We start from the raw sequence: 14,208 nt of genomic DNA on the forward strand, positions 1-14,208 counted from the left end.
GCGAACGAAGGGATTGAGGGTTATGATTCGAATCGTCATTGCCGAGGATCAACGCATGCTGCTGGGCGCTCTCGCCTCGCTGCTTGATTTGGAAGAGGACATGAAGGTCGTCGGTAGAGCGAGCAATGGAGAAGACGCCATAGGTTTAGTGCATCAGCATAAGCCAGACATTTGTATTATGGATATCGAGATGCCGGCTAAGACGGGGCTCGATGCTGCCGAGGAGCTGAAGGGGCAAGGCTGCAAGGTCATTATATTGACGACATTTGCAAGGTCGGGTTATTTTGAACGAGCGCTCAAGGCAGGCGTGAGCGGCTACTTGCTGAAGGACAGCCCAAGCGAGGAGCTTGCCAATTTGATTCGAAGCGTCATGGCGGGAAGGCGCATCTTCGCCTCGGAGTTGGTCGATGAGGCATACGGCCAGGAGAATCCATTAACGGAGCGGGAGAAGGAAGTGCTTGTACTCGTTGCCGATGGGAAAAACACGAAGGAAATAGCGAGCGAGCTATTCATTACAACTGGAACGGTTCGCAACTATATTTCCGTCATTCTCGATAAGCTTGACGTCAGCAATCGTATTGAAGCAATTACGCGTTTCAAGGAGAAGGGCTGGTTCAAATGAAAGTCCATGACTTTGAAGCGGTTTTGGTGAAGCCCGCTGTGGTCGGTCGTGGACTTTTATCAGAAAGAATACGTCAGTTGAAATTATAATGCGCCATCGAGACGGCTATGACGCTCTCAAAGGCGTATTTTTTGTTTTTTTTGAGTGATCGATTCGACTTAAGGAAAGAGTACTAGAGGAAGGGAGTTAATGGGATGAGCTATAATAATTTGACACTTCATACCGACAAATACCAAATCAATATGATGTACGCGCACTGGCTGCAAGGAACGATGAATGAGAAAGCGGTATTTGAAACGTATTTTCGTAAGCTTCCATTCGGAAACGGCTTTGCCGTATTTGCGGGACTAGAGAGAATTGTGGACTATATCCGCTCGCTCCATTTTGGCGATGAGGAAATTGCCTATTTGCGTACCCAGGAGGAGAATTACAAGGAAGAGTTTCTGGATGCGCTGCGCGAGTTTTGTTTTACGGGCAATATTTATTCGGTGGAGGAAGGAACGCTTGTTTTTCCCGGCGAGCCGCTGCTTTGCGTGGAGGCACGCATTTTTGAAGCGCAGCTTGTAGAGACCGCGATTCTTAACGTCATGAACTATCAAACGCTGATCGCAACGAAGGCTGCACGTATTAGGCAGGTTGCGCCGGATGATGTGCTGCTAGAATTCGGGACGAGGCGCGCGCAGGAGGCTGATGCTGCCATTTGGGGAGCAAGGGCCACTTATATTGCCGGCTTCCATGCGACTTCCAATATGCGGGCGGGCATGCTCTTTGGCATTCCTGCCAAAGGAACGCATGCTCATTCTTGGATACAGGGACATGACACAGAGGAGGATGCTTTCCGCGCCTATGCAGAATCGCTGCCTGACTATGTGACGCTGCTGGTTGATACCTATAATACGCTCAAAAGCGGGGTTCCGAACGCAATAAAAATTGCCCATGAATTAGAGAAACAAGGAAAACGGATGAATGCGATCCGTCTGGATAGCGGCGACCTCGCGTATTTGTCGCAAATGGCGCGGAAGATGCTGGATGAGGCAGGGTTGTCCTACGTGCAAATCGTTGCTTCCAATGATTTGGATGAGGCGATTATCGCTAATCTCAAATCACAGGGCGCAAAGATTGATGTATGGGGCGTTGGGACGAAGCTGATTACCGCTACGGATCAGCCGTCGCTCGGCGGTGTGTACAAGCTGGTCGCGCGTGAGAAGAACGGCAGCTACGAACCGGTTATAAAAATTTCGGCTAACCCGGAAAAGGTATCGACTCCAGGCTTCAAGGAGCTGTACCGAATTGTGAATACACAAACCGGCAAGGCCGAGGCGGATTATATTACGCTTAAAGAGGAGACGCAGCTTGAACGGAGAGAGCGAATTAAGCTTTTTGATCCCATTCATCCTTATATTCATAAATACATTGAACACTATGAAGCGATACCGTTATTAAAACCTATATTTATGCAGGGTGAATTGGTGTACAAGCTGCCAAGCTTGGACCAGATTCGCAGCTATCATCTGGGGCAGTTCGAGCTGTTTTGGCCGCAATATTTGCGGAAGCTGAACGCTGAAGCGTACCGCGTCAATTTAAGTGAAGCGTTATGGGAGCTGAAGAGGGATTTGATTCAGCGGCATCAGATGTAGAGATTTCATTTAATGGGACTCTGGAATCACATCCATTTGTTGGCTATAAGAGCATATGCGTTCTTATCGCGGCCTCTAGCGGTTTCTGATACGCCAATTCGATGCTTTAAGCGCATATATGTGCTTACAGCTAATGGAAAAACATCCATTTGTTGGCTATAAGAGCATATGCGTTCTTATCGCGGCCTTTAGCGGATTCTAGTACGCCAATTCGATGCTTTAAGCGCATATGTGCGCTTAAAGCACACAAAACACATCCATTTGTTGGCTATAAGAGCATATGCGTTCTTATCGCGGCCTTTAGTGGATTCTAGTACGCCTATTCGATGCTATAAGCGCATATGTGCGCTTAAAGCACACAAAACACATCCATTTGTTGGCTATAAGAGCATATGCGTTCTTATCGCGGCTTTTAGCGGATTCTGTGATACACCTTGGCAAAGGGTCTTCCGGGAATTTTGTAGCTCCGCATAAAAATGCGGCTGAAAAAGCAAGTAAAGCCTCCAACTCCACTTTTAAAGTGGGTGTGGAGGCTTTTTCGATTGATATATGGGACTGTCCTATTCAGCAATGTCCTTTTTGATACAGTCTTTTTGTCGTTCAAGGCGCTCTAGCTTTGCAAGTAGTCCATAAATAATTGCAGGCGCGGCGCAATCGAGCCAGGTACAAGCTCATGCCCGAAGTAACGGTAAACGGCGATGTCCTTCTCGCAGGCTAAATGGTTGAAGACTGAAAAAATTGTGGACGGTGGCGTAATATCGTCGATGAGCCCGATGGTCAGCCATGAGTAGCAGCGAATTCGCGGTGCTAGATTCATAATATCGAAATAGCTTAGTGTTTCCTTCGCGTTGGTCTCAATTGCCGGGCTGCCTGAATGGCGGCGGAAGTAATCGTTCAGCTCGCTGTATGGCCCGCGCGGCGTTACGTCGATTGCGCGCTCAAAATCCGATAAGTAAGGGTGATCAGCAACAGCAAGCTTAGGCACGTCCGATAGCGCAGCTGCAGCGAGCGTAATCGCTCCGCCTTGGCTGCCGCCGGTTACCGCGATTCGACTAGCGTCAACCTCCGGCATAGCAGCTAATACATCGATGGCGCGCACAGCATCCATATAGACGGCACGGTAATAATATTCCTCTTTGTTCTGGATGCCCTTGGCCATCCAGCCTGCAACATGACCATTGGATGAAATGACATTATCCTGGCTCTCTCCGTGCTGGCCGCGACAGAACATTTTTAGAACGGCATAGCCCTTCAAGGCTAGGTTAACCGTGTCGTGTATATCGCCGTCAACACACCAATTGTAGCCGTGGTAGGATACGATGCCCGGCAGCGGCTCGGACTGGTCTGGCAGAGCAAGAATCGCTTCGATTTTTGCATCATTAAAGCCTTGGTAGAATACGCGGTAAACCTTCAAGCCCTTCACCGGATAGCTCAGTTCAGAACGCTCGTAAGCAAGCGGTACATTGGCCAACTCGGCTAGCGTCGCAGTCCAAAAATCCTCAAAGTCATCTCGACGCGTCAAAGCCGGTTTATATGCACGTAATTGATCAAGGGGCAAATCATAGGGCTGTGCCATTGTGCAAACCGCCTTTTTATTGGAATAGTATAACGTTTGGTAAATACTAGGATGATGATAACAACTGTGATAAAAATGTGCAACCATGATTTTTGGCGCTGAGGTAGTCTAAAAAATAAAAGAACTAAACATTATTCCCCAAGGAGAGGAATAAGCGGCTTGAAGTTAATAGGGGTAGACATGACGATCATCGTCGTAGAGTCGCCGAATTTGCCGCATGCGTTGATAAAAGCCTCCAGCGATTGCATGGATTCCGTTACGACCTTCAGCAAGTAGTTGTATTGCCCGCTTATCCGATGGCATTCGATTAAATCGTCAGCTTGCTTGCAAAATTCGACAAGTCCTTCGCAATTTTTAGTATGAAAGAGCAGAAATGCGGTCATCGTTTTATTGATCTTTTGTGCGGGGACAACTGCGCGGTACTGGCTGATGATTTCTTTTTCCTCAAGTCTTCGAACCCTTTCCGTAACGGCAGGCTGAGAGAGCCCGACTAATTTGCCTAATTCCGTCAGTGAAATTCTTCCTTGCTCCTGCATGATGGCAATGATTTTTTGGTCAAGCTGGTCCATTTTAACCTCTCCTTTAAAAACATAAGTAAGAGTGATATTTTATGATGAAAATAAAGATGAACTGAGAATAAGTCCGTTGTTATTCCATTCAATACTTGGAAATTATCATATAAAATAAAGATACGTTTTGTAAAGGATTATGAGAGGAGAGAACCGATATGAGTTTGTTGTTCACGCCATTTACCATTCGCAACGTGGAGCTCAAAAATCGCATCATGATGTCCCCTATGGGAATGGTGTCCGCAGGCGAGGATGGAATAGCGACAGATTGGCATAAGCTGCATTATGGAGCAAGAGCGCTGGGGCAGGTTGCTTTAATCATGCTGGAAGTAAGCGCGGTGATGGAGCAGGGGAGAGACAGCGGTTCACTTGGCATTTGGAGTGACAAGCACATTCCCAAGCTGAAGGAATTGACGGAGCTATTGCAAGCACATGGATCAAAGGCAGGTATCCAGCTATGGCTGGCCGGACGGAAAACGAACAGGCAGGGAATGGCGGTATCCGCCTCGGAAATCGCGGTAAATGGAAAGCTGCCAAGGGCGCTTACAATAGAAGAGGTGCAGGAAGTTGTTCATGCGTTTAAGGCAGCAACCTTACGTGCGGCAGCAGCCGGATTCGATGTTATTGAGCTTCATGCCGCGCACGGCTATTTGCTTAACGATTTTCTCTCGCCATATACGAACAAGAGGGACGATCAGTACGGGGGCACAAGGGAAAAAAGATTTCGACTTCTGCAGGAGGTCATTACAGAAATCCGCAGCGTCTGGCAGGGTCCCTTGTTTGTGCGGGTATCGGCTGAAGAGTACGGACCCGAGGGGAATCGCGCAGAGGACTATGTTTATTATGCGCTGCGGATGAAAGAGCTGGGCGTCGATTTGATTGATGTCAGCAGCGGAGGCGTGTATCCGGACAAACCTAAGGTTTATCCCGGATATCAGGTGCCCTATTCGGAGCAGATCCGGCGCGGCTCAGGTCTTCCAACTGCGGCGGTCGGGCTGATCACATCTGGATTGCAAGCGGAAGAAATTTTGCAAAACGGGCGTGCAGATCTGATCGCGGTTGGCAGGGAGCTGCTGCGGAATCCTTTTTGGCCGCGGGCAGCGGCTGAGCAGCTCGGAATTAAAATAGATGAACCTGCTCCTTATCGCGGCCACTGGTTTGATTACAGATATGCCGTATCGGAGTAATGGATCGATCGTTCATCGAAATAGCAAAAGATCGCCCGCGAGCTACCCTCTTTAGGATAGACGCGGGCGATCTTTTGTTCAAGCGGCGAGCTATGAAAGGATGATTATTCGGTAATCAGCACAGGCTGTACTTGCCGCCCATCTGGATATACGGTGTTCTCCTTCGGCTTAGCCGGGTAGGCGAGCGATCCGCTTTCCTTTAAGCTCGACAGATTGTTTGCTTTCAGCATATGATCGGACAGCGTATACAGGGTATCTCCTGCATAGAGGATGCGCCGTACCGCTTTTTCGTAATCGTAACCATATTGCCCGCTCTTTGCGAAATCCTCGGTTGTCAGATGTGTAATACGGCTGCGCAGCGTGAAGCCCTTCTTCAAGTCAATGCCATACACATAGGCTCCTTGATAAGTGAACTCCCCGTAAGCGAGAGAGTCAGTAGGCTTAAGCGTTTCTTTGTTTTTGATTTCAAGCAGCTCAACCGGAAAAGCGAGAAGCCCTTTTTCCTTGGAGAAGAGAAGAGCCTTATGATCATGAAGAAGCTCAGAATTCGTACCGCGATCACCGATGGTTTCTTTGAATTTTTCCTTCGGATGACTAACGTCAGAGACGTCGAACAGGGCAATTTTCATCCCTTGGTAAAAGGCCATCGTCTGGTCTGCGCCCATCCCCTTCGACGGAATTTCGACCGTTTCCTTGCCGAAGCCAATAATATGGTTCTCGTCATAAGGATGCAGATAGTCGCTGTAGCCGGGAATTTTCAGCTGTCCAAGAACAGCGGGCTTAACCGGATTGTTTAGATCAATGGCAAACAGCGGATCAACGTTGCGGAAGGTAACCATATAAGCGCGGCCGCCCATGAAGCGGACGGAGTAAATGCGCTCGCCCGGCGCTAAGCCTTCCAGCTTTCCGACCGTGTTCAGCTTCTCATCCAGCACAAAAAGATTGTTTGTTGAGCCGTCTTTGCCCCTTGCCCACATATCGCCCTTCGTCAAGGCAATCCGGAAGTAGCCCTCGTGCTCATCCATGGAGAACTGGTTCAAAATCGTGCCGGGAACCGAGCCTTCGCCAATATAGACGATTCGTCCTTGATCAAGACGGAATTTATAAATCTGCGTCTCCTGCTTATAGGCGTCTCCATCGGCCGTATATTTGGAGATCGCAACGTACAAATGCTTTTCCGAGGCATAAATGGTCTGGCTTGAACCGAGATATGCAGATAATTGCAAAGGCTGGTCAGCGGCATCAAGATCGATCGCGCCAACGAGCAGCATATTCGCATCAGGCGATTCAGGGAAATAACGAATCGAATCAAGCGGCAGCGACTTCAGCTCTTTGGATACCGCCGAATCGCTATACATGGGCTGAAAGGAGGCAGCGAGCTGATCTTTTGCACCATTGCCGCCGTCTTTGCCCGTATCATATAGCGGATACGTAAAGTTATTTTTGTTGGTTACGACATACAAGGCGCTGCCGATTTTGCGTGAGGAGCTGTAGCTGCCCTCCTGCTCGGTCTCGCGCCCAAGCTTAGGCTGCCCCGCTTCATTCAGCTCGTAAATAAACGTTTTCACAGTCGAGAGCATCGGTATGGGCATCCATATTCCTCGCTTTGCATCGGAAGGGGCTTCAACTGCAAGTCCGCTCTCTCTGCTGGCGGCACCGCCGGGTACAGGTTGGTCACCTTCAGTTACAGTATTATAAGGCAGTCTGACTTGACGCTGTCCAATGACGACTAATCGCTTGTCATCAACATATAGTTCCTGCGGGGTAAAGCCGTCCTTTGCCGGATAGTCGAGCGTTGCGGCAAGCTTCGGCTTCGCGGAATCTGCAATGTCTGAAATGAGGACGCGCGAGCCGCTAAGCTGGTAGATGAAACGGCCATCGGTTTTGGCCCAGTCTGCCTCATCTACTCCACCAACCTGTACATTCGTTTGCGAATAGTCGCTGCTGCTTTTTGATTCATCAGAGGCGGGAGCGGAGGCTTCAGCGCTTTCTTCCCTGCTGATTCCATATACCACAACTCCTGATCTGTTTAACAGCTGATTATGAGCGCCCATCGTTTCCATGAGCTCGCGGAGCTTCTCTTCCGAGCCAACAGCCGGCAGCTCTATTGGATCGTCAATCGATATGATTCGCTTCGAAGCATCCCAAGCTACGACCGTGCCCAGCGACTCGGAAATCGCACGAAGCGGAACCATCGTTACGTCATGATGGAGCCGAGCGGGTGCATCTAATCGAATGCTCTTGCCGTTAGCGGTCATGACGGCGGAGCCGATCGTAAGCGAAGCGGTGCGGTCATTACGCTTCAACGTTATGATTTGCTTGTCGTTTGTTCCGGTTTCATAGCTGACCTCCGCTCCCAGCGCTTCCGAAATTTCTCGCAAAGGAACGACGGTATTGCCATTCTCGATAAAAGCATCGGTAGATAAAGTCAGCTCCGTACCTCGCACGACAAGATGAATATCAGCTTCCGCGGAAACCAGCTTCTTGAACGGTCCCCCGGCGGCGGGAGCAAACAGCAGTAACACTGCCAACATCAACGCAGCAGCCCCTTTTCTTCGCATCCATAATCCTCCCCTTCAGTATCCTAATGTTGTTTTTTATGCATGGTCTAATTATCCTCATAAACGCAAGGTTTGCTTTAATAGTTGCGTGAATTGAAGGGCTTTAACAAAAAATTAATACTCGTCCAGAAGCGGAAGCTTCTGTACCGCTAATAGTGCTTACAAGATTTGTTCGCAAATAGCTGCTCTCCATGATCGTCTCGCTCCACTAACCGACGTCTACGCTCGCTTGCTGGATCGCGCAGCTCCGTATGTTTAACAATCCACTCCCGATCTGCTCGCTCGGATTCGCCCCAGCCAGCAGCTCCATCCATGCCGCCAAACATTATTCGATTTTCCATCATTCTTATCCGCTCCAATCTCCTGAAAATAAAAAAACACCGCCCGTTCTTCGGACGATAGTCCAGAGAACAAGCGGTGTGCTTCACCTAAAGTTATTGTAGCGGAGATGTAAGCAGATGTCATCAACATACATTTTTATTTTGCGATGGGTTAGTTGTCGGCACGCTCCAACGCTCGCACCGCTTCCTCAAGCGTGCGAACGGGGATAATCGTAATCTTATAGCCTCTCTCGCGAGCTTCATCCAATATATCCTTCTCATTGGTGTCGCTAGCCAGCACATCGGCAGGACAAAAGAATATATCTACGCCAGCATGCGCGGCGGCAATGATCTTATCGCGGATACCGCCTATTTGTCCGATGCGACCGCTCGCATCAATTGTCCCTGTGCCTGCGATAAACTTGCCATTTGTCAGCTCCCCCTCGGTTAACTGATCGAGTATTTCCAGTGAAAACATAAGTCCTGCAGACGGGCCGCCAATTTCCGATTCGGTATAGGAGACTTTCACAGGCGACTCAAACGTATAAATGTCGTCTGTAACAATTCCAATTCGCAGGACATTCTCAGCTGTACCTGGTGAAGATTCATAGAGTTGAATCTTGAGATTGATCCGCTCTCCGCTCCGTTGCACAACTAATTCAAGCGTTTCGTCTGCTTGCTTTCTAGCTGTCAAAATCGCAGCAATGTCGCTCAGTCGCTTCACCGCTTTGCCCTCTGCCTCGACGATCACGTCGCCCGGAAAAAGCACGCCCGCTGCCTTGGAGCCGGGAAGCAGCGCCTGCACAAAGACGCCGTTATACGTTAAGGAAACGGGTTTTCCAGCCTTGCTGAGCGCAGCAACAACCGCGTTGCTTTGCGAGCTTTTCATCATATGGTTCATCAGTGCGCCGTACTGGGCATCCGTGAGCGTTCCGCGCACATGATCCGACTTTCTAATCTCAGAATCCTTCGTAATCAAGCCGTAGATCATCGTCATCGCATTATTTACTTTTAAGGAATAGACGGTCGTTAGGTTGAAGCTGCCATTGCTCGAGGCGTTGCCGCTCTGAACAGCGACATAGTCCGAAAGCTTCTCGACCGTACCGGGCTGATAGATATAGTAGGGCAAAGGAATTAAAGTCATGGCAGCCAAAAAAATAATCAAAACAAGTAGCGTAAGCAGTCTTTTTCTGTAACTAGGGTTCGTCCTTTTTGTCATCAAACAAGTCCTCTTTCTGATCGTTTCAATAGCCTAAGCATATATTTTACCAGAAAAAGGAGAGCTGTGAGCATAGGAGTCGTTTTAATCTTGCTTGCAAAATTCATTCATGAACACCAAAATGGACACATAAGGAGTTTGCAGATGGAGGATGTGTGTCTGATTGATTCGGGTAGCAGCAGCTATAATCGAGAACGAGCAACGATTGTTGCTAATTGCTAGGCGTAGAATAGAGAAATCGCAGGGCGGTCTTTGGGAGTTTCCCGGCGGGAAGCTGGAGGAGAAGGAGTCGCCTGAGGCATGTCTGCGCAGAGAGCTGATGGAGGAAATGAGCATCGAGATCGACGTGTTAGCGTATTTTGGCATGAATGAGCATTGGTACGGTAATACCCTTATCCAATTGATTGCTTATCGTGCAAAGTTTATTGCTGGCGTAATTTCGCTAATTGATCATGATGAGTATCGCTGGGTTCGTCCGGAACAGTTGGCCGATTATTCATTCGCTCCCGCGGATATAAAGTTTGTTAATATGCTTTTGCAAGGCTAAAAAAATGAAAAGGTGGCAGTGTGATGAATAAGCTTCGTATAGGAATGGTTGGACTTGGTGGTATCGCTCAAAAGGTGTATTTGCCCCTATTATCGCGAGCCACGGATTGGACGTTTGTGGGCGCTTACTCTCCGAGCGCGGAGAAGCGAGTGGCCATTTGCGGCGAGTATCGAATCGGATCGTTCGATAGCTTGACTGAGCTGGCTCGAAGCTGTGATGCGGTATTTGTACATAGCTCGACAGATTCACATTTTGAAGTCGTATCTACGCTCCTTGATTTGGGCAAGGATGTATATGTAGATAAGCCGCTTACCGCCACTCTAAATGAGGCAGAGCAGCTTGCGGAGCTGAGCGCGAGACTTGGCCGAAAGCTGATGGTTGGCTTCAACCGCCGATTCGCGCCGCTATACGTGCAGGCGAAGCAGCGCATGTCGCAGGCAGCATGGATTCGTATGGAGAAGCACCGTACGAATTCGATTGGTCCGCATACGGTAGATTTTACGATGCTGGATGATTATTTGCATCTGGTAGATACGGCAAGGTGGCTGGCTGATGGCGGAGCGTCTTTGCAGAACGGGATCGTTCGGATCAACGAGGAGAATCAACTGCTGCATGCCCAGCATCATTACAGCACACCAGACGGTTATGCCGTAACGACTGCCATGCACCGCAATGCCGGAACGAGCTTAGAGCAGCTTGAGATCATCGCAGCAGGCGAGATTATTCGCGTGAAAAACATGAGTTTGCTAGAGGTGGAGCGGGATGATAAGCTGACAACAACCTTTCCGCCGTCTTGGCAGACGATATTGAAGCAGCGCGGCTTCGAGGATGCCGTACATCATTTTGTGGATTGCATCCTTCAGGATAAGAAAGTCGCCGTAGATGGCGAGGAGGCTTTGAAATCACAGCAACTGTTGATGAGTATGCTGAATTAAAGGAAGTGTGTATGAAATGAGTCAAGATTCAGCAGCATTGCCAAAACCAAAACAGAGCCGGGGCAGAAAGGTGCTGATTTGGACGGCAGGCATTGTATTGGCATTATTATTAACGGTCGTTATCGTGTATCAAATCATGGTTTATTCGCCGTCGCCAGAAGCTAAAGCAGCGATGAAAAGCGACGAGCAGGTAACGGTCAGCATTGGACAAGCCGGCTATCGTTTTGAACCTTCTGCGGGTGAGGCAGCAGTTATACAGCCTAATGTTGTATTTTATCCTGGAGGGTTGGTTGACCCGAAGAGCTATGCACCGCTTGCGCGTGAACTGGCAGAGGCAGGTCACCGCGTTTATATCGCAAGCATGCCGATCAATCTTGCTTTTATGGGACCAAACAAAGCGGATGCCTTCATTGCTGAGCACCCTGACGAGAGTTACGTCATAGGCGGGCACTCGCTTGGCGGTGTTTTTGCTTCAAGGTATGCTGCGGAGCATCTGGATCAAATCAACGGTATTTTCTTCTTGGCGGCTTATGCCGAAAAGGCAGGAAGCCTCGCCGATGCCAAGCTTTCGGTATTGCAAATTACGGCGTCTAACGACGGTGTGCTGAACCGGGAGGAGTGGGGCAAGGGAAAGGCGTTCATGCCTAGCGATACCCAATATGTCACGATCGAAGGCGGCAACCATGGTCAATTCGGCTCCTACGGCGCTCAAAAGGGTGATAAACAAGCCGCTATTACTGCACAGGAACAATTGGATCAGGTTAGCCGCGAGCTGCTCGGCTGGATGAAGGGCATTCAAGCAAGCGAATAATGCGCAATGCAGTTTGGCATGCTCTTGCTTTGCTTCGCATAAAGTAAGGACAAGAAGCTGTCTCATGGGGTCAATGACCGAATGAGGCGGCTTTTTTATTTTGATCAAACGGTTTGCTGGAATGACAGTCCTTTTTAGAAAATAGTGGAATGTTTGAAGGAGGCTTATCAAAGGCTGTCGAATCATAGTAGAAAAGAAAGAAATTTATTTTTTACATTCTGAGGTGTTCAATGAAAGCTATGCATAAATTTGTATGGGTTCTCGTCATAATTATATTAATAGCCATTCCGCTTCTTCCCTCTACTTCCTATGCGTTATCGACTTCTACGAGTGACGTTATAACAGAGTGGGAAATGATGTGGGAGGACAATTCACAACCTACCGTTCAGAACGCTGCTTCAAATAGGCTGTCGAGCAAATGGCAAACCTTCACTTATGAGGACGGTTTGCCTGAGAAGCCAGCTAATATTCAAGCTGCTTGGCTAAGGTTTAAGCTGCCGGAATATGATTTCGCACGGCCTGTCTTATTAATAAGCAAGTTGATTGCCAAAGATGTCTCGATATTTATCAATAATAAGCTCGTTTATGAGTCGCATCGGAATTATGCTTATAATAAAAACGAAATTCTTTTGTCTATTTCAGAAAACGAAGCTAATCATATGGTATATATTCTTTTGCATACTGATTCAGACTGGTTGGGTCTAAAAAAACCGATCATTATTGGCGAAGGACAGATTCTTAGTAAAGCTTTTATGAAGCAGGAAATGTTCGATGTAGCAATTGGAGCAACGCTTTTATTTGTATCGCTGGGCATGTTGCTATGCTTTTTGTTTTTGAATAAATCTTATTTGTCCGGTTTGAGCTCCCTTTCTGTCTTTATTTTTTCAATCGGAGTCATGCTTCTCTCTCTTTCTCCATATGTGCATACGGTATATAAGGAATACGGATTTTTCATTTATTATATGTTCGATATTAGCTCTAATCTAGTGATGCCTTCTATTTTTATCTTTTTTGAGAAAATATTTGGAAGAGGTCCCTACGGATTAATAACTCGCTTTAGAAAGGTGCAGGTCGTTGTTTCAACGATTTCATTCATATGGCTGCTTGCTTCATTTATATCGGATGAAATTGAAAAATATTATGCCGTTGTCATGTTGGCTGCTTTTGCCGGAACGGTCATTATTGGCAATATGGTGCTGATTGGCTGTTTTATCAAGTATTGTCTGCAAAAGAATAGAGAAGCCATTATTATCACAATAGGATTCGGCATATTTGCAATGATAGCAGTCATAGAAATCAGCTTGTATTTTATTCAAAATGCGAATTATGATTTGATATACTGGAAGTGGGGCATTTTTAGTTTTATTTCATCCTTAATTCTTATACTGGCAAGAAGAGTTTTGTTGAATTATGAACAGGTTGTAAGCTACTCCAAACAGCTAGATGTATTTAATAATGAGCTTCAACGTTCTGAAAAAATGGATATTATCAGCCAGTTGGCTGCCTCGGTTGCGCATGAGGTTCGAAATCCGCTGCAAGTGACAAGAGGCTTCCTTCAACTGCTCAGCGAGAAATCAACGAATGATAAAGAGAAAGGATTTATGGGGATGGCTATAGATGAACTGGATCGAGCCTCTGATATTATTACCGACTTTTTAACGTTCGCTAAACCCCAGCTTGAAGAGATGTCGCTGTTGAATGTTGCTGAGGAGCTCAAAAAAATTGAGGGGATACTGGTGCCTTTAGCGAATATGCAAGGTGGTGTCATCAAGACGGATTTATCACCTTATTTATACGTTCGCGGCGATTCATCGAAGCTAAAGCAGGCAATTATCAATATTATCAAAAACAGCATTGAAGCATTAAACAAAGATGGGACAATATTAATCCGAGCCTATCAGGATGATTCCAACAATGTGGTTATTGCGATCAAAGACAATGGGGAAGGAATGAATGAGGCAGACCTGAAGAGACTAGGCGAGCCTTATTACTCCAAGAAATCGAAAGGAACCGGATTAGGATTGATGGTAACTTTTCGAATTATTGAGGTGATGGATGGAAAAATTGAGTTTAGCAGTAAAAAAGGTGTGGGCACAGAAGCCATCATTCACATTCCTTCAGCAAAAAACTAGTGCTTGCTGCTCCTTAAGGAGTGGATAAGCACTTTTTTTGTCATTTTTTTGCTTCATGCGATGCCCGTTTAATTTCTAATATTCGACATAGT

The 14,208-nt window shown here is 47.5% G+C and carries 12 protein-coding genes; 7 read left to right on the forward strand and 5 right to left on the reverse strand.

What is annotated here, in order from left to right:
* The first annotated feature begins 22 nt into the window (after window positions 1-22).
* Both AC2TDN_RS18785 and AC2TDN_RS18790 read left to right on the forward strand, forming a co-directional pair.
* Complete coding sequence (locus AC2TDN_RS18785) at window positions 23-622, forward strand: response regulator (RefSeq protein ID WP_482067685.1); 600 nt, start codon at window positions 23-25, stop codon at window positions 620-622.
* Between the two features lie 194 nt (window positions 623-816).
* Window positions 817-2,259 (forward strand): nicotinate phosphoribosyltransferase, encoded by a 1,443-nt coding sequence (locus tag AC2TDN_RS18790; protein ID WP_482067684.1) that lies wholly within the window; start codon window positions 817-819, stop codon window positions 2,257-2,259.
* Between the two features lie 610 nt (window positions 2,260-2,869).
* On the opposite strand, the gene AC2TDN_RS18795 is transcribed toward AC2TDN_RS18790, so the two are convergent.
* Both AC2TDN_RS18795 and AC2TDN_RS18800 read right to left on the reverse strand, forming a co-directional pair.
* Entirely contained in the window at window positions 2,870-3,835 is a 966-nt protein-coding gene (locus AC2TDN_RS18795; RefSeq protein ID WP_484689711.1) for an acetylxylan esterase, read from the reverse strand.
* 131 nt (window positions 3,836-3,966) lie between these two features.
* The gene (locus AC2TDN_RS18800; protein ID WP_484689713.1) at window positions 3,967-4,404 is read right to left on the reverse strand and encodes an Lrp/AsnC family transcriptional regulator; all 438 of its coding nucleotides are present in this window, start codon (window positions 4,402-4,404) and stop codon (window positions 3,967-3,969) included.
* A gap of 158 nt (window positions 4,405-4,562) precedes the next feature.
* Here AC2TDN_RS18800 and namA point away from each other — a divergent pair, with 158 nt between their 5' ends.
* Window positions 4,563-5,591 carry an NADPH dehydrogenase NamA gene (gene namA / locus AC2TDN_RS18805; protein ID WP_484689714.1) on the forward strand — a complete coding sequence of 343 codons (1,029 nt, stop codon included), beginning with the start codon at window positions 4,563-4,565 and terminating at the stop codon, window positions 5,589-5,591.
* Between the two features lie 104 nt (window positions 5,592-5,695).
* Here namA and AC2TDN_RS18810 read toward each other — a convergent pair whose 3' ends face one another.
* The 3 genes from AC2TDN_RS18810 to AC2TDN_RS18820 all read right to left on the reverse strand — a co-directional run bounded on the left by AC2TDN_RS18810 (window position 5,696) and on the right by AC2TDN_RS18820 (window position 9,691).
* Complete coding sequence (locus tag AC2TDN_RS18810; RefSeq protein WP_484689716.1) at window positions 5,696-8,152, reverse strand: beta-propeller domain-containing protein; 2,457 nt, start codon at window positions 8,150-8,152, stop codon at window positions 5,696-5,698.
* Between the two features lie 149 nt (window positions 8,153-8,301).
* On the reverse strand, window positions 8,302-8,496 hold the full coding sequence (locus AC2TDN_RS18815; RefSeq protein WP_484689717.1) for a hypothetical protein: 195 nt from the start codon (window positions 8,494-8,496) through the stop codon (window positions 8,302-8,304).
* Between the two features lie 148 nt (window positions 8,497-8,644).
* Entirely contained in the window at window positions 8,645-9,691 is a 1,047-nt protein-coding gene (locus tag AC2TDN_RS18820; RefSeq protein WP_484689719.1) for a SepM family pheromone-processing serine protease, read from the reverse strand.
* Window positions 9,692-9,854: 163 nt separating this feature from the next.
* Between AC2TDN_RS18820 and AC2TDN_RS18825 the strand changes: the two genes are divergently transcribed.
* The 4 genes from AC2TDN_RS18825 (at window position 9,855) to AC2TDN_RS18840 (ending at window position 14,116) form a co-directional block, all read left to right on the forward strand.
* The gene (locus AC2TDN_RS18825; RefSeq protein ID WP_482067676.1) at window positions 9,855-10,238 is read left to right on the forward strand and encodes a (deoxy)nucleoside triphosphate pyrophosphohydrolase; all 384 of its coding nucleotides are present in this window, start codon (window positions 9,855-9,857) and stop codon (window positions 10,236-10,238) included.
* Window positions 10,239-10,261: 23 nt separating this feature from the next.
* Window positions 10,262-11,173: a Gfo/Idh/MocA family protein gene (locus AC2TDN_RS18830; protein WP_484689720.1), complete on the forward strand. Its 912-nt coding sequence runs from the start codon at window positions 10,262-10,264 to the stop codon at window positions 11,171-11,173.
* A gap of 16 nt (window positions 11,174-11,189) precedes the next feature.
* Window positions 11,190-11,984, forward strand: coding sequence for an alpha/beta hydrolase (locus AC2TDN_RS18835; RefSeq protein ID WP_484689722.1), 795 nt, complete (start codon window positions 11,190-11,192; stop codon window positions 11,982-11,984).
* A 446-nt stretch (window positions 11,985-12,430) separates the two neighbouring features.
* Window positions 12,431-14,116, forward strand: a complete 1,686-nt coding sequence (locus AC2TDN_RS18840; protein ID WP_484689724.1) for an ATP-binding protein — start codon at window positions 12,431-12,433, stop codon at window positions 14,114-14,116.
* Window positions 14,117-14,208: the final 92 nt, after the last annotated feature.

Source organism: Paenibacillus sp. Y660 (assembly GCF_057221575.1).